The organism is Streptomyces pratensis (assembly GCF_016804005.1).
Taxonomy (GTDB): Bacteria; Actinomycetota; Actinomycetes; order Streptomycetales; family Streptomycetaceae; genus Streptomyces; species Streptomyces pratensis_A.
Map to the genome: position 1 here is coordinate 798,424 of NZ_CP051486.1, position 15,929 is coordinate 814,352.

The 15,929-nt window shown below is 71.0% G+C and carries 12 protein-coding genes; 4 read left to right on the forward strand and 8 right to left on the reverse strand.

Translation table 11 applies throughout. The features are described from left to right. Positions 1-78: 78 nt before the first annotated feature. From HED23_RS03540 to HED23_RS03565, 6 genes are read right to left on the reverse strand one after another with little or no spacing between them, the layout of a single operon-like run. The gene (locus tag HED23_RS03540; RefSeq protein WP_203181975.1) at positions 79-1,998 is read right to left on the reverse strand and encodes a YcaO-like family protein; all 1,920 of its coding nucleotides are present in this window, start codon (positions 1,996-1,998) and stop codon (positions 79-81) included. Further along, positions 1,995-3,737: a hypothetical protein gene (locus HED23_RS03545; protein WP_203181976.1), complete on the reverse strand. Its 1,743-nt coding sequence runs from the start codon at positions 3,735-3,737 to the stop codon at positions 1,995-1,997. The genes HED23_RS03540 and HED23_RS03545 overlap by 4 nt, the downstream gene beginning before the upstream one ends. A 28-nt stretch (positions 3,738-3,765) precedes the next feature. Continuing rightward, on the reverse strand, positions 3,766-4,464 hold the full coding sequence (locus HED23_RS03550; protein ID WP_203181977.1) for a tpaF: 699 nt from the start codon (positions 4,462-4,464) through the stop codon (positions 3,766-3,768). A gap of 3 nt (positions 4,465-4,467) precedes the next feature. After that, positions 4,468-6,081 (reverse strand): tpaE, encoded by a 1,614-nt coding sequence (locus tag HED23_RS03555; RefSeq protein WP_203181978.1) that lies wholly within the window; start codon positions 6,079-6,081, stop codon positions 4,468-4,470. Between the two features lie 41 nt (positions 6,082-6,122). Further along, entirely contained in the window at positions 6,123-6,713 is a 591-nt protein-coding gene (locus tag HED23_RS03560; RefSeq protein ID WP_238441834.1) for a cyclodehydratase, read from the reverse strand. Positions 6,714-6,748: 35 nt separating this feature from the next. Then, entirely contained in the window at positions 6,749-7,921 is a 1,173-nt protein-coding gene (locus HED23_RS03565) for a YcaO-like family protein (RefSeq protein ID WP_238441835.1), read from the reverse strand. 635 nt (positions 7,922-8,556) lie between these two features. Here HED23_RS03565 and HED23_RS03570 point away from each other — a divergent pair. The 3 genes from HED23_RS03570 (at position 8,557) to nshR (ending at position 11,463) form a co-directional block, all read left to right on the forward strand. Beyond that, on the forward strand, positions 8,557-9,189 hold the full coding sequence (locus HED23_RS03570) for a class I SAM-dependent methyltransferase (RefSeq protein WP_203181981.1): 633 nt from the start codon (positions 8,557-8,559) through the stop codon (positions 9,187-9,189). Between the two features lie 197 nt (positions 9,190-9,386). Next, positions 9,387-10,586 carry a cytochrome P450 gene (locus tag HED23_RS03575; protein ID WP_203181982.1) on the forward strand — a complete coding sequence of 400 codons (1,200 nt, stop codon included), beginning with the start codon at positions 9,387-9,389 and terminating at the stop codon, positions 10,584-10,586. A 73-nt stretch (positions 10,587-10,659) separates the two neighbouring features. Next, a complete protein-coding gene (gene nshR, locus HED23_RS03580) occupies positions 10,660-11,463 on the forward strand; it encodes an NshR/TsnR family 23S rRNA methyltransferase (protein WP_203181983.1) in 804 nt (267 codons plus the stop codon). 107 nt (positions 11,464-11,570) lie between these two features. Here the strand turns inward: nshR and HED23_RS03585 are convergent, their stop codons facing one another. Beyond that, positions 11,571-13,574, reverse strand: a complete 2,004-nt coding sequence (locus tag HED23_RS03585; RefSeq protein WP_203187346.1) for a PIG-L family deacetylase — start codon at positions 13,572-13,574, stop codon at positions 11,571-11,573. Positions 13,575-14,038: 464 nt separating this feature from the next. On the opposite strand from HED23_RS03585, the gene HED23_RS03590 reads away from it, so the two are divergent. Beyond that, a complete protein-coding gene (locus HED23_RS03590; RefSeq protein ID WP_203181984.1) occupies positions 14,039-15,223 on the forward strand; it encodes a hypothetical protein in 1,185 nt (394 codons plus the stop codon). 231 nt (positions 15,224-15,454) lie between these two features. Here HED23_RS03590 and HED23_RS03595 read toward each other — a convergent pair whose 3' ends face one another. Next, positions 15,455-15,913 carry a GNAT family N-acetyltransferase gene (locus HED23_RS03595; protein WP_203181985.1) on the reverse strand — a complete coding sequence of 153 codons (459 nt, stop codon included), beginning with the start codon at positions 15,911-15,913 and terminating at the stop codon, positions 15,455-15,457. Positions 15,914-15,929: the final 16 nt, after the last annotated feature.

Below are 15,929 nucleotides of genomic sequence, written 5' to 3' on the forward strand. Positions count from 1 at the left end.
TATGGACTGACCCGCGCGGTGGGGTTCAGTGCAGACTCATCCGATCGCACGAAAGGTACTCCTCGTCTCACCAGCGGGCTAGGCAAAGGGGTGGGGCGGAACGCCCGCCGGAGTCATGTCGTCGGGCAGCAGGGAAGCGTGGGGGAGCGACCCGTCGTGGAGCCGTGGCAGCCCTTCGAGCCGACGGGTGCCGTGCCCGAACGTCATGGGCACGCAGCCGGGCACGAAACTGCGCGTGCAGACCAGTCCGCGCCAGCGCAGCTCGGGCGTGGTGACGTCGGCCGCGTACGCGTACGTGCCGGTGGCTTCGATCCGCGCCCGCACATGGTCGAGATCCTTGTCGAGGGTGTCGAACACCGGGGCCGAAGCGGCCAGTTCCGTAAGAGACAGCTCGGGCCTGTCGGGCGTGTCCAGGAACGCGAACCACTCCCGGGACGAGGGCAGCGCACCCAGCAGGCTGTGATCGTCCATCTCGACCAGCGCGTCGAAGTCCTCCGCGAGCCGTTCCCTGTGCACCGGGTCCTTGTCGAACACGTGCCGCAGGGACGCCACTCGCGCGGACACTTCGAAGATCGCCGACTCGGCCGCCGCCCGCGGGTACAGGCTGGTCGCGGTCGACACGAGGGTGCAGGGGCCCGTCTCCGCGTCGCGCTGGGCGAGAGCCAGCACCACGGGGACGTCGATGTCCTGCGTCGCCCAGAAGAGACGCACCCGGAACCCCGTCACCACCTCGACGCGGTCCATCAGTGCCCGGAGGTGGCTGTCGCCCGGCCCCAACACGAGTTCGGGCAGCAGCAGCTTGCGGTACCAGGTGAGCAGGAACGCGTCCCGTTCCACGATCTCGAACAGCCCGTGCAGCGTCGCTTCCTCGTGGCTCTGGCCCAGCGCGAAGCCGTTCGACGTGTCGTAGAAGAACGGTTGGCGGGCCCCGATGCGCCGAACCCACGACAGCGCGACCTCGGGCAGGTACCGGGCGGGCCCGTCGCCGAGCGGCGTGAGAGGAACCCACTCCACCGTTTCGGCCGGGCCCAGGGGGGCCCAGAGGAAGCCCTCCCGCGCGTACTGCCCGGCGGAGTGCTGTCCCAGCGTGCGCGGGTCGATGCCCTGCTCCCCCAGCTCCGCGAGCGTGGCCTCCACGGTGCCCTCGACCCGCTGGTGACAGAACCCGGCGTGCCGCTCCAGGCCTTCGAGCACCGCGGTCGTCCGGCTCTTGTTGAAGCTCAGGCTGCGCCCGATCCCGGGCTCCAGCATGCCGTTGCCCAGCGGCAGGCCCACCTGCGCCTGCGGCAGCGGGCCGTCCAGGTCGAAGAGCGGTTCCCGGAACATCGAGTGCGGTCCCAGGTAGTCGGCCGTGAGGGTCGTCGGCAGTGGACGCCGGGCCCGCAGCGACCCTTCGGACTTCTCCAGCAGCTCGGGCACGGCACCGAAGGCGATCGTGGTCGTCGCCGTGGGGGTGCGCACCGGGCAGCCCGTCCGCGGAGGTACGTGTCCTTGCCGCACCGCGCCGCTCGCCCGGTCGATCGTGGCGAGCGCGCCGCCGGGGGAGGGCGCCCGCAGGAGCAGCACCGCGAGCCGGGTGACACTCGCGCGCAGTGCCGGGCCGAGCTGTTGCCAGAAAGCGTCGCCGTGCGCGGCTCCCGAGGCACCGGTCCCGGACATCTCGTCGTACGGCAGCTCGGCGGATTCCACGCTCCTGCTGAGGAACCACGCCAGGCACTGCGGGCATCCGCCGTCGCCCTCGTGCGCCAGGTCGTGGACCAGGACGTGAACGCTGCCGCACCACAGCAGTACGGCCAGACCGCGCCCCGACCCGTTCTCGGCCGTGTGTACCCGGGCGGGGCCCGTCAACGGACCGAGGAGCACCTCCGCAGGCTGCGGGGTGCCGGGGGCGGCGGACAGGGCGGAGACGAGGTCGGCCGCCTGTGGGCCGCTCCGCTCGGCCGCCGGTGGCACGGTCCGCCCGGTGGCCGGTGGGGCGGTCTGCGGTCGGGCACTCATAGGACCTCCACCAGTCGGGCCTCGCCTTGCGCAAAAGGAACCGTGTGAGCCGTCACCTCGGCGTACGCGGGCCGGTCGATGTGCTGCCACACCTCCGGCCAGGTGCGGAAATGCGGGTTGAGCGGAACCACGGCGTCGTCGTCGTTGACCAGGCCGAGCAGCGCCATGGAGACCGCTTCCGCGTAGCAGGCGCCCGCGCCCCGCACCTCCGGGCGGCCGTCGGCACGGCCGGTGACCCGGTGGACGCCGTCCGACAGCCGGGTGCCGGTCCACTCCCACCCCTCCCCGCCACGGCCGACGGCTCGCCGGATGTACCGGCCGAATCCGGCGCACTCGCCGTGCCCGAGGTCGTCGTCGGTCAGGCGCGCCCACGTGACCGCGTCCGCCGGCTGTGCCAGCGCACGCTTCAGCAGGGCGCGGTAGAGCGCCTCGTTCATCGACCACCCGGCGCCTGCCCCGGCGCGCGCGTACCCCTCCAGCGTGTTCAGCGCCGCCTGGTAGATCGCCTCGCGGGACGACAGCGTGACGGTGGTCAGCTCGTGGACCCGGCAAGCGCCGGCGAGCCCGACGAGCGACTTGCCCGTGGCCCGCCCGAAGGGGACCTGCGGAAGGTCGCCACCGTCGAGGTACCGGAAGGGGCCGAGAAATTCGTCGGTCCAGCCGCGCAGGGTGCCGATGATCCGCTCGTGCACGTCGTCCAGTCGGCTGTCGTCCTCGGGGCTGACGATGTTCCTGCGGACCAGCACCTCGCCCGGGTCGTCTCCGTCACCACCGGCGGTCGGCGGCGCCACCGCGCGGTGGCAGCGGCACCCCGCCGCCGACCACGCCGGATGCGTCCGCACCGTCTGAGCGTCCGGGGTCAGAGGCATCGACATGGCCGCCGCTGCCTCCGGGTGCCCGCCGAGTCCGGCGGCACGCAGGTAGACCGCGTGGATCAGCGCCGCCGCGGCGGCGTCGTCCACCGTGGGGCCGGAGGGCGCGGTACCGGCCGGGGGAGCGGCCCCGGACGAGGGCGCGGGTGTACGGCCGTACCGGCACAGGCACTCCCAGCAGCCGGTCGTGCTCGCGTCGGACCACAGGAGCCAACGGCGTCCGTGCACTTCGCCCACGATGCCGTGCGGAACACCGTGTTCGAGCAGCGAGTCCTGGAGTCGCAGGGTGTGCTCGTACGGGAGACCGTCCGCGTCGACGACGACCAGTCCGGCGTTCTCCCACCAGGGCGCCACCTCCCGCGTCTCCTGCCCCGCGACCGGGTGGAACGCGGCCTCCAGGCCGGACAGCTGCGCTGCCTCCAGCAGGCGGCGCAGCCGGTCGAGCCACGCGGGGCGGCCGTGGAGGTGCAGGGAGGTGGCGAGGACCCGGTCCAGTGCGCGTACCGGTTCGTCCGTCAGCTGTGAGAGGTACGGGATCAGCCACTGTGACGCCGGCCCCCTGCCTCCGGCCTGCTGCGACAGCGGTGCGTCCAGCACGGTGACGCACCGGCGCGCCACAAGTGCGTGCAGGACGCGCGAGGCCGCGGGGCGTGACCCGGCCGGGAACTCCTCCAGCAGTTCACGTTCGGTACGGCTGCCGTCCGATCGGCTCAGCAGCGCCGAGACGACCTGGTAGGCGGACCCTCCCTTCACGGTGAACGAGGACGTGCCGACGCCGACCCACGCGCCCTGTCTGGTTCGCAGCGTCGAGACGTCGGGACGGGTGAGAAGGACACGCCCGGCCGGTGTGAGACCCGCAGAGGACATCGATTCACTCACTTTCGGGACCCGGCGGTCAGGACGCGGGGTGGGCGTAGGTCGCGGACAGCAGCGGGTGTCTCGTCACACCGTCGCTCTGGATCAGGTGCCGGACGGACGCGCCGATGAAGCCGCCGAAGACGGTGCCGGCGAGCCTGTCGGACTGGCAGCGCAGGTGGAAGTCGTAGAGGGCCATCGAGGCGCGCACCGCGCACAGGCGGAAGCCGTGCGCTCCCGTCCACGAGTCCGCGGCGTCGAGGTTCGCGCAGACGGTGACGATCCCGGCCCCGTCGGCGAACTCCATCTGGATGCCCAGGCTTTGGGGGTCGCCGACGGCCGAGGCCGGGGCGATGAACGAGGCCTCCCGCGCGGTGACGCGGTAGATCCCGGCCGGGCGGCCCTCGCTGCGCAACGCGAAGACGAACGCCTCCAGCGGGCCGCAGGCGTCGTCGAGCCCCCAGTCGTCGGCGTCGCGCACCAGTGCCTCGCGCACCCACCGCAGGATCAGGTCCGTGCGCACGGGCGCCTTGCCGTACTGAAGGGTCGACCGGCGCGCCTGGAGGGTGTCGTGCAGGTCCAGGGTGCGGCCGGAGCCCGTCGCCTGTGCCTCGACATCGACGGGCACGGCGTCCGCGAACGGCAGCAGTGAGCGGTTCGCCGCCAGGCCGTCGCCGGAAGGGGCCCGGTCGGCGAAGGTCCCCAGCAGGGGCTCCATCATGGAAGGGTCGGTGCGCACGGTTCAGCCCACCTCCATGACGGCCGTGATCGGTTCTTCGGCGGGGGAGAGGCCCAGGTATTCGCTCAGGGCGCGGTCGTCCCAGTCCGTGACCAGTGAGCGGGGCAGATTCAGCCGGTCGGCGACCTTCCGGGCGGCTGACAGGGCGACGCCGCCGTCGCAGAAGGAGATACGGAGCCCGAACGTGCCGTACTTGGATCCCATCTTCGGCAGGTTGGCGGTGACGACCAGCAGGAGCGGCTTATCGCCCGGCAGTGCCTCGCCCGTCAGCAGGGCGAGGTCGTGGTCCCCCTCGCGGTACGCGTATCCGCCCACGGGCAGGACGGAGTCGTCGCGGCTCACCACGTAGGCCGTGGCCGAACCGATGTTGCCGCCGGCCGCCGTCCACCGCTGCACCCAGCCGTCGGACCGTTGGCGGATACCGAAGGCCACCGAGAGCATCAGGGCCAGGTCGGCCCGCCCGCACTCCGCCGGGTCCGCCGCGTCCGACCGCGTTCCCGCCAGCCGCGACACGTCCGCCGCGGGCAGCGGCACCCGCGGGCAGCTGGGCCAGTCGCGGAACTGCCACTGGAGGTTCATGTTCTTCGAATGGAAGTGGGCCAGGTGCCCGTTGGTGTCGAGGAACTCGCGCACCGGAAGGGCGATCGACGCCTCGTAGACCGCCCCGGCGGGCGGCGTGGTCGCCGTGGGGCCCTTGCTGAACGAACAGGTGGGACATCCGGGGCGGGTGGTGCTTGGGCGGTAGCGGGTCGCCAGGGTGGTCAGATCGACTATGCCGGCGTCGAGCGGCAGGTAGGTCCGGACCGAACGGGAGGAAAGGGCGAGCACGTGGTGGGCGACCATGCCCGCGACGAGGTCGTGCGCCCGGTCGGGCGGTCCGTCCGGCGGCGCGTCCCCTTCGTCCGCGACGCCGCACTCCAGGCATGGAGTGAACGCGGGGTCCACATACGGGCCCAGTGTCATCGATGTGCCGTCGGCGCGTACGCGCAGCAGGGGCCGCCGCTCCACCCAACATCGGTGCCGCAGTACGGCGAGTTCGGAGCGTGAGTCGCCGGTCTCGAAGAAGACGACGAGGGAGTTGTCGCCGGCCGGCAGTTCGTCGAGGTCGCCGACCACCTCGCACACGCCGTCCAGACAGTCCGCCGTGGCTTTCGCCAGGGCGCCGTCGCCCGCCAGGTGCACGGTGGTACGGCCCAGTCGTGCCGCGGCGTCGGTCCAGGACGGGTTCACCCCGGTGGAGTTGCCGAGCCGCGACAGGAGGCAGGCCAGCTCGGGCGTGACCGCCGTGGCCGGGCCGGTTCCGGTGCCCTCCTCCAGGGCGCCGGACGCCCAGAGCAGGGCGAGGGACTTGAGGACGATCCCCTCGGGCAGATTCACCGCGGTGGCGATGCCGGGCAGCGTGGTGGCGCCGTCACAGACGGCGACCAGTCGGCCGAGGTCCTCGCGCGCGAACCTGCCGGTGAAGGCCTGCCGCTTGTCCGCCCCGTCGAGCATCAAGGACTCTCCGGCACGGCGCAGTCGAACGCCCTTGCGCAGTACGGGGAGTTGCGGGACCGTGATCTGCTTGTCCCGGCCGGCGGCCCGCCCCAGGGCCTCTGCTTTCAGCTCCACACCCATCGATTCGTTCCTTCCCCCATGGCGATGACGTGACGAACGGCTCAGACGAGGCGTGCCAGGGCGTCGGTGCCCTCCCGCCGGGCGCCCCATCTGGCGCTGCACCTCGGACAGCGGTCCACGGCCACCGTCACCGCGGTCGACACCGTCCCCCCGACCAGGTCGAACGTCCTGACCGTTGCGCCGAGTCCGGCCGGACCCGTGCGCAGCTCGGCCGTGGCGAGGTTCAGCAGACCGTGCGCGACGGCGAGATGCATCCGGCCGAAACCCTCGGGCAGGCCCTGGGTCGCCGCGCCCAGGTCACCGGTCCGCGCGGTGTCCTGGTGCTGTTCGGCGCGGCGCAGATGGCAGGAGTAGCAGGCCGTGGCGCCGGGAATCACGGCAGGGCCGCACACGATCCTGGTCGGAAGCAGTTCGATGCCCACGGTCGGGATGCCCCGCTCGAACCCGAGCCGGTCGAGTCCGTCACGCAGTTCCTCGTCCTTCCCGGAGTGCACGGCCACGATCATCGCGGCCCTCGACAGGCGTGCGTCGTCAGGTAGTTCACTGCCGCTCACCCGGATCCAGGACGCGGGCCGGTATGCCTGCGCGTACTGCTCGCCGAAGGTGTCCCGTACCAGGTACAGACAATCCACGAACGGTTGGGACACCTGCTCCTCCTGTACACCGGCTATGCGGCCGGCTGCGGTTCCGGATTCAGTGACTGCTCGGCGCGGCTCTCGTGTCCCATCGCCGTCGGCGCGGTGTAGAGCCGGGGAGTGCCGAGGTAGCGCTCGCTGTGGATGAACGACAGCGGCATGGCTTCGGGCACGAGCACCTTGACGGCGTGCATCCCCACTTGCCGTGCCTCGTCCGTGGTGATGTCGACGACGAGTGTTTCGGCGCCGCGCATGGCCAGCTGGGACACGGCGGTCGCCAGCGGGTCGGTCTCGGCGGACAGATCGGGCACTTCGTCGAGCCGCCGCAGGTCGCGCTCGCCCTCCAGCAGGTGCCGGAAGACGTGGCGTCGATCCGCCGACGCGTTGTACGCCGCCGAGCCGACGACGCTGACGGTCCCGTCCTCGGGCCGCCGGGCCGGACCGGTGGCCAGGCCGGCGCGCAGCGCGACCCGCACCGAGGCCAGCTCGCGGTAGAGCTTGCCCACGGCGCGCTGCGGATCGATGTCGCACGTCGCGCCGACGATCTGTGCGAGCTGGTCCTCGTAAGGCGACAGCTGTACGGCGTACACCACTGGGATGCCGAAGTCCGTCGTCGCGTCGAAGAGCCGGACGTCGAGGTGACGCCGGGTCCCGGCCGTGTAGCAGGCGCGTGCGGACGGCTCCAGCAGCTCCGGGTCGACCGCGATCTGCGGCAGCCGTAGGCGCTGGAGCCACGCGAGGGTCAGTGCGTCCCGCTCCACGACCTCCAGCAGCCCGCCGAGCACCGCGTCGCGGATGTCGGAGTGGACCGCCGCTCCCGTGGTGATACCGCGGGTGAAGCGTTCCGACGGTGACTGCGGTGTCATGTGCAGGTACACCGCTATGGCCGGAACGAGGGTGGGGCGGCGCCGGGTGAGCGACCAGGCCCGTACCCATCTGATCGGGACGGCCGGGTCGTACGGGACCAGGCCGCAGTCGTCCTGGGCGAACTCGTGAGCGGAGCACACGGGCCACCGCGCCGGCGACACGAAGTCCTCGTCGAGTTCGTCCTCGGCGGCGGTCAGCAGCTCACTGTCGTGCCAGGAGCAGATCGAGTACCGCTCCAGGGCTTCGGCGATCGAGATGAGCCGGGCCCGCTCTCCGGTCAGCGCGCTGCCCGCGCCGTCGAGATTCCCCGTGTCGCCGCTGCCGCTCCAGCTCCGCATTCCGTGCAGAACTTGTGAAAGGTCGCCGATACGGGAAACGCGGACGGCGAAGGCGGGATCGCCATCGGCCACGGGCAAAGCCGTGGTACGGGATACCAGGCCGTATGGGGATACCAGAGACGCTATCTGCTGTAATTCAGTCTTCTCGGCATTCACAGATTCTCCCCAAGTTGTGGGAATCCCCGAGCTCGTCGTCGGCCGCCACCACAAAGCGTCACCGAAGGAATCTTGCCTGTCAAGGGTGTTCGGAACCGGGAAATTCGGTGACCCGGGGTGATTGGTGCAGCTCAGGAGATGTGTACTTCGTGGTGGGGTTGGTGTGCGACTGGCCGGCGATAAAGGCTGTGACCATGGGATTGGTCCGTTGTCAGAGGTCTGCCGCAGTGACCGGGCATGCTGTCGTGGCGCCGCGGAGCCGTCGCGCGGACGTCTCGGAGGGGATAAGGCGGACGTCTCGGAGAGGGCGAGACGGAGCCTGGCCGATCGCGATTCTTTCTGGCAGAGTCTCCTGGTACGAAGTGAATCCGACTGATCCGTGTGCACTTCACGCCGCATGTCGATGCATGGGAACTGGCATGCGAACTGGCCGCAATGGTCAGATCGGGCGTGGGGTGATTTGGCAGGGGGAGTACGACGTGATCGACGTGGCCAGGGAGAACGAGCGGCTTCGCCACCTGTGGAAGGAGTACGCGCCCCGCTACGACAGCGACATGGTCCGTCTGGAACGCATGTTGCTGGACGACGGGCGTGCCTGGGCGTGCGGCCAGGCCAAGGGGGATGTCCTCGAAGTCGCCGTCGGCAGTGGCCGGAACATGGAGTTCTACCCGGACGGGATCTCGGTGACCGGCATCGATCTGAGCCCGGAGATGCTGGATCTGGCCCGGAGCCGGGCCGCTGAGCTGGGCCGCGAGGTCGCCCTGCGGGAAGGCGACGCGCACGCGATGCCCTTCGAGGACGACACCTTCGACACGGTCGTCTGCACGCTCGGGCTGTGCAGCGTGCCTGACCACCGGGTGGTGATCGGTGAGATGTACCGCGTGCTGCGCCCCGGCGGGCGGCTGGTGCTGCTCGACCACGTGGGCAGTCACATCCGGCTGGTCCGCTGGTGGCAGCGCACGCTCGAGAAGGCCATGTTGCGCCAGTGCGGGGACCACCAGACCCGCAGGCCGTTTCCACTGGTCAAGCAGGCCGGATTCCTCATTGAGCACCGGGATCGCCGAAAGCTGGGCGTCGTCGAGCGAGTCGCCGCGCGCAAGCCCTTGGTATAACGCCCGCATCGCTGCTTCCTTCCGACGGGCGTTGCCCGCTTCTCGGGCAATGAAACGCAATGCCGTGCTGCGCACCGACAGCGACGTGCCGTGCGTCGATAACGCATGGATCGGACCGGGCGTGAAGACCGACTTTGCGCGTTTCCGCGTTTCCGTATGCGGATCCGTGCTTAAGCTCTAGCGAAGGATGACCGGACATGACATCCGTGGCAGATACCTGGGGCATTCACGAAGCGCAGTTCTGGCTGCGTGGCCAGGCGCCGGAAGCCCCGGTGCGCTATGACCCGCAGGCCGGGCTCTGGTGCATTTTCGGATATCGGGAGGTGCAGCACGTCCTGGCCGACCCCGTGACGTTCTCCTCGAACACCCAGCGCCTCGTGCCCCCGGAAATGCGGGAGGGCGCTGACGAGTTCAGTGAGGGCAACCTCATTCAGATGGACGCGATGGGACACAAGAAGCTTCGGGGGCTGATCAGCCACGCCTTCACTCCGAAGGTGGTGGCAGATATGGAGCCACGCATCGCCGCCCTGACCCATGAACTGCTCGACGCCGTGGCCGACGGTGACCGTATGGAGCTGGTCAACGACCTGGCATATCCGCTTCCCGTCATCGTCATCGCCGAGCTGCTCGGGGTGCCGGCCTCCGACCGGGACAAGTTCCGGGACTGGGGAACGGCGCTGATGGAGAGCACCCAGGAGTTCTCCTTCGTCGACCGGACCGAAGCACAGAGCCAGCGGCTCAAGGAGGCCATGCAGCAGGTCGGGAAGCTCTCCGCCTATTTGCGCGAACACGTTCTCGATCGCAGGGAGAATCCCCGTGACGACCTCATCACCAAGCTGGTGCAGGCCGAAGTGGGCGGTGAACGCCTCACCGACAACGAAGTCGTCAACTTCTCCAACGTGCTGCTGATCGCCGGGCACATCACCACCACGATGCTGCTGGGCAACTCTGTCCTGTGCCTGGACAGCCACCCGGAGTGGCTCGCCAGGGTGCGCGCGGACCGCGGCCTGGTGCCCGCCGCGATCGAGGAGTCGCTGCGGTACTACAGCCCCTTCGCGGGGACGGCGCGTGCCACGACGGCCGAAGTGGAACTGGGTGGCGAGCGCATTCCCGCCGATTCCCTGGTGGTGACCTTCCTCGGCGTGGCGAACCGCGATCCGAAGGTGTTCACCGACCCCGACACCTTCGACCCGCTGCGTGACCCGAACCCGCACATGGCGTTCGGCCGGGGGGCGCACTTCTGCATCGGCGCGCCGCTCGCACGGCTGGAGGGCAGGGTGGCGCTGAACATCCTGCTGGACCGCTTCCCCGACCTGCGCAGCGACCCGGACCGGCCGCCCCGGTTCCTGCCGAGCCTCAGCATGACCGGCCCCAAGGAACTGCCGCTGGTGTTCTGACGCCGAGGTGACCGGTGCGGGCGGCCGTCCCGCACCGGGGAGGGGGCGCCGCTGCGCGTGCTAGGTTCGCATGATGCCCAGTCCTGACCTCATCACGGAACGCTCCGATCCCGCTGTGCAGCGCATCATCGATGTCACGAAGCACTCGCGGGCCGTCGTCAAGACGGTGCTGATCGAGGACATCGAGCCCCTGCTGCAGAGCATCCGGGCCGGAGTCGGGTTCATCGAGATCTACGGCCTCGACACCGTGACCCTGCCGGACGAGCTGCTCGACCTGTGCGCAGAGCGCGAGATCCCGGTCCGGCTGCTCGCGGCCCCCGTCGCCAACCAGGTCTTCAAGACGGAGAAGAAGCCGAAGGTCTTCGGTCTGGCCCGGGTCCCGAAGCCGTCCCGCCTCAAGGACCTGTCCGACGAGACCGGTGACCTCATCCTCCTCGACGGAGTGAAGATCGTCGGCAATATCGGAGCCATCGTGCGAACCTCGTTCGCCCTCGGCGCTTCGGGCATCGTTCTTGTGGACAGTGATCTCGGCAGCATTGCGGACCGCCGTCTGATCAGGGCGAGTCGGGGCTATGTGTTCTCCCTGCCCATCGTCCTCGCGTCCCGGGACGAGGCGCTCCGGTACCTCCAGGACAACGGCATGCGCCCCGTGGTCTTCGAGGCCGACGGGGAGCTAGCGGTCGGTGATCTGGACGGCATGGACGAGCGCCTCATCCTCATGTTCGGCAGTGAGAGGATCGGCCCGTCGGGCGACTTCTCGACCATTGCAGCCTCATCGGTTTCCATTCCCATGAACCCCGCGGCGGAGTCGCTCAACGTCTCGGTCTCGGCGGGGATCGCCCTGCACGCGCGAGCCCGCCGCAATCTCGCCCGGTAGTCCCGGCCGTAGAACAGTGCCAAGGGCCCCGTCCTCCTCGCGGAAGGAGGACGGGGGCCCTTGGCCGCATGCAGCGTCAGCCCTGCCCGGGATGCCGGACCACACCTCTAACGGGGCCGCCAGATCCAGGGCGCCGCATCCGGCCCCAGACCGGCGACGGCGGGCCGCCCGTCCTGCCCCACGTGGAGCGCCGCCCCGTCGAGGGCGACCGGACCGTCGGCCCGTACGAGGAGTCTGTCGCCGACGAGCAGTTGGAGGAGGCCCTCGGCGGTGCGGCCGAGCAGTACGGGCCCCCACGGCGACGGGGCGGCCCGCACCGGCCCGTACCCGTCGAACCGGGCTCCGGGCACCGGCGTCCCGGACCGGACGGTCGTCAGCCCGCCCTCGGACTCCGCCCGGTAGTAGAGCGTGACCGATCCGTCGGACGCCACGAGGCCGGCGGGCGCGTGGGAGGGGACGGGCGCAGCCGTGAGCTGCGTGCGGGCGGTCAGCCCGGAGTCCGGGGTGTCCTGGGTCCAGTGGTGCACCGCGTTGTGGCCGGCACCGTGGACATGAACCAGCCCGCCCCCGTCCACGACTGTCTCCAGGCCGTCCTGCACCTCCCCGCCGCCCATGTCCCGCCATGCGCTCCACCGCCCCGAACGTTCCCGCACCCGGGTGCTGAGGCCCTTCTCCGCGTTGCGTACGAAGAGATGGACGCGCCCGTCCGGCGCGGCAGCGGCCACCGGTACGCCGATGCGGCGCCCCTCGTCACGCCCGGGAGACGGAGTGCCGAGTCCGCGCCAGGGGAGGAAGCCGCCCCCCGGGGCGCTCTGCTCCAGCACCACGATCTCGCGCTCGTTGTCGGCGCCGTGTCCGGCGAGCGCGGCGAAGCGCAGCCCGAACAGCAGCAGGCGCCCGTCCCGAGTGGTGGCCGAACCCAGTACGTGTGCGAGCGGGCCGCCGCCCAGGTCGTGCGGCGGACCCCAGACGCCGCTGCCCTTCCCGGTCTCCCGCCACCTCACCACCCGCAGCCCCAGAACGGCGTACGCCGCCAGCCGCCCGTCCGGCTCGGCGCTGAGAACCAGGCGCGGCCCCGGGTAGCGGTGGTGGGTGGAGCGGACCCAGCCCTTGCGGTTGGTGAGCGGCCGGTCGCCGCCGACGTTGTAGTCACCGCAGCCGGACGGATTGCCGCAGTCCCAGTCAGGCGAGCCCCCGTAGGGGACGAGGTGGGCGGCCTTCGTCGCCAGCACCCCCGGCGGCAGGTTCTTGGGCCAGTGCCGGTTGTAGTACCCGCGGTAGGCGGCCGTCGCGAACCCCGGTACCTGACCTCCGCCCGCCGTCTCACGGGTGACCCGGCGGACCATCGCCGCCCAGGCGAAGCAGGCCGCAGCCGTGTGGTCGGCGTGATCGGAGTAGCCGTGCTGCTCACTGTCCTTGCGGCGGACGGCCTCCGTGCTGTGCTGGATGTCCGGGTCGGGGTCCAGGGTGTGCACGACGGTGGGCCGGTAGCTTTCCATCAACCCGGCGAGGACTTCGATCAGCCCGTCGTACGTGTACGAGCCGGCCCGGCTCAGCGGAGACCCCTCGGCGACGACCGTACGCAGCACGAGCCGGCGGTCCTGCCAGAGGCTGGGCAGCCCGAGCCGGTGCCGGCCGGTGTGCATGGCCGTGTTGAGGAAGATCAGTTCGACCCTGCGGCCGTCCGCGGCCAGCACGTTCACCTCGGCCCTGTGGTCCGCGCCGAGTCCGGCCACGGAGATCTCCCAGGGGGTGAACGGGTCCAGCCCGAGCAGGGCGGCGTATGCCTGCCGCAGTCCCTGGTGGCGTGCGGAGGAGTACGCGGCCTTGTCCGGCGCCGGGCGGGGGCGGCCGGGGATCTTGTTGACACCGTCGGCCTCGCCGGCCGTGAGGTAGACGCAGACCAGCGGTGTTCCGGCGTCGAGGGCGAGCCGGGTGTCCGGGTTCATGAAGTACAGGTCGTCGTCCGGGTGGGCGAGTATCTGCATCAGCAGCGCCCGCCGCGCGGTGCTGATGGGCTGCCCGGGAGCGGGATCCGGGGCGGGATCCGTACGCCGGGGCGCCGGGACCGAGCAGGCGCTGAGCGCCGCGCCCGCGACGGCCGTGGTCATGATGGTGCGTCGGCGCACACCGGTTCCGGGCAGGGCAGGTCCATCCGTCACGCCACGCACTCCGTCCGCGTCCCCCCCGCAGCGGACGGGCCGTGTGCCCGGAGCTGCGTACTGTCGGTCAGTGCAGGTCAGGGGCTTTCGCCTGTCCTGCGGGGGGATAGACGGAGAACCGGGCCCCGGCGTTGCCCGGAGGAACCTGCAACCGTGCGCCGACTTGTCACGGCGGCGGCGAGTTCGCTCCACGGTGCGGGAGCCGTACAGCCACAGGCCGTCGGCGGCGGGACGGGCGAGGCGATGAACCGGGCCCGGGGTTCCGGATGCCCGTGCTCGTGGGGCGGTGGCGACGTGAGGGGCGCCGTCCGTCCATCACGTGATCATCACGGTTTCCTTCGCACTCTTGTCCGAACTCGGCCCGGTGGCATGAAGATTGACGCCAGAGCTGTGTGGGGGAGTGGAACAGAACAGTGAGTACCGATACACCACGGGGAGAACCGTCCGAGCGCCCGGACGAAGGGGGCTCCGTCTCCGACGAACAGTGGGAGGAGCTGATCCGGCAGGCCGGGAGCGGCGGGGCAGACGCGCCGAAGGAACCCTCGGCACGCGCCCGGATGGTCACCGCCCGCCTGCGCGCGCTGGACGAGGAGGCTGCCGCGAAAAGGGGGCGGCGCCGGGGAAGGAAGGGGGGCCCGGCCGAACCTTGGCAGCCCGACGGGTGGCGCGTGGGCCCCACCTCGCAGCAGACGCACGACCGCGCACGGAAGCGGCGTCTCGCAGCCGCCTTGGGCCTCGTCGTGGTCGTGGGAATCCTCGTGGTCACCATGCGGCCGAGTCTGCTGACCGATCACCTGCCGGGAGGGGGCACGTCCGTGGACACCCTTCCCCTGCCGGCAGAAACGGCACTGCCCACCGCCGCGCCCGCCGACGGGTCCGTCCTGGAGCGGCCGACGCGCGAGCAGCCCTTTCGTGGATCGCCCGCGCTCCGCTGGGCTGACGGGGAGGCGGGGATCGAGGTCCCGGAGGCCGAGGCGGTCGGCGGGATGAGCAGGAAAGAGGTCGAGAACGCCCTGAGCGCGACGAAGCAGCTCCTGGTCGAGGCCAATCTCGATCCGGCCACCCTGCGGGGGGAGAGGCCCGACGAGGCGCTGGAGCTGATCGATCCGTTGCAGGAGGGGGAGCGGGAGCGACTTGAGCGGTCACTGGCGGAGCCCGACGAACGACACGATCCGCTGATGATGTTCAGCCGGTTCGACCCGGACGAGGCACGGCTCGCAGGGGATGTCGTCAAGACCCGTGGGCAGATCACCTTCGAAGCGGGCCCCACGGGCTCCGTGGAGGTGCACGCCGACTACACCTTCGTGTACCCGCTGGTGAAGGCGGGCGGGGACGAGGTGTCGCGCACGATCGTGCGGCGGAGACTGACGACGGCGATGCACGACCCGGAACGGTTCGTGGCGACGCGCGGCAAACTCTCCGTCGTCAGCTCGCAGCAGAACTTCGGCAACGCCGCCTGCGATACGAACGACGGCTTCCTGCACCCGTCCTTCCCGAGCGACAGCCCGGACCCCGGCCCCGCCGGTCCCGACGTGGACCCCTACGACCGCAGCGAGTGGCAGCCCGACGGGTCCTGCGGCACGGTCACCCGTACGTGAAGTGAGCCGCACGACCGGGCCGGCCGCGTCAGCCCGCGGTGAGGGCCGCTCGGGAGAGGCGCTCACGGCCCGGCTGAACCGGCGCCGGACGGCCGGGGGCAGCCGCAATCCGTGGTCGTCGTGTGTGCGGGCGCGGCCCTCGCCCCGGGTTCCTTCCGAGCGGGGTGACTCGTGGAAGGCCACGGGGTTCCGTCCCGTGACCGCCTGGATGCGGCGGGCCCGGGACGTCCCTCAGGCGCCGGGCGGGCGGACCATGTAGACGTCAACCGGGTCCTCCCGCTCCACGGTGAAGCCGTGGCGCTCGTACAGGCCACGGGCGGCGCTGCCCTGCAGGACGTCCAGGCGGACCGGCGCGCCCTCTGCGTCCGTACGCGCGAGGAGGCCGGTCAGCACCGCCGTGCCGATGCCCCTGCCCTGGAGCTCCGGGGCGAGGTAGAAGTGCTCCAGCCACCAGCCGTCCTCGACGGGCCGAAGGGCGACGCAGCCCGCGAGGACCCCGTCCGCCTGCACCACGGAGGTGTGCTCGGGGGCGTAGGCGTCGCGCAGGCGCTGCCGCACGCGGTGCTCGTCGTACCGGCCCAGCCGTTCGAGGTCGGCGCGCATGACGACGGCCCGGAGCTCGGCCATGGCTTCGAGGTCCCCGGGGACGGCGGGCCGCAGGGACCACAGCTGAGTGGTACGTACAGACATGACGGGAGTCTCTCAG

Bases quoted from the DNA above. Each gene is read 5' to 3' on its own strand.
- HED23_RS03540 (WP_203181975.1), bottom strand. From the start codon at position 1,998: ATGAGTGCCCGACCGCAGACCGCCCCACCGGCCACCGGGCGGACCGTG.
- HED23_RS03545 (WP_203181976.1), bottom strand. From the start codon at position 3,737: ATGTCCTCTGCGGGTCTCACACCGGCCGGGCGTGTCCTTCTCACCCGT.
- HED23_RS03555 (WP_203181978.1), bottom strand. From the start codon at position 6,081: ATGGGTGTGGAGCTGAAAGCAGAGGCCCTGGGGCGGGCCGCCGGCCGG.
- HED23_RS03565 (WP_238441835.1), bottom strand. From the start codon at position 7,921: ATGCGGAGCTGGAGCGGCAGCGGCGACACGGGGAATCTCGACGGCGCG.
- HED23_RS03575 (WP_203181982.1), top strand. From the start codon at position 9,387: ATGACATCCGTGGCAGATACCTGGGGCATTCACGAAGCGCAGTTCTGG.
- nshR (WP_203181983.1), top strand. From the start codon at position 10,660: ATGCCCAGTCCTGACCTCATCACGGAACGCTCCGATCCCGCTGTGCAG.
- HED23_RS03585 (WP_203187346.1), bottom strand. From the start codon at position 13,574: ATGACCACGGCCGTCGCGGGCGCGGCGCTCAGCGCCTGCTCGGTCCCG.
- HED23_RS03595 (WP_203181985.1), bottom strand. From the start codon at position 15,913: ATGTCTGTACGTACCACTCAGCTGTGGTCCCTGCGGCCCGCCGTCCCC.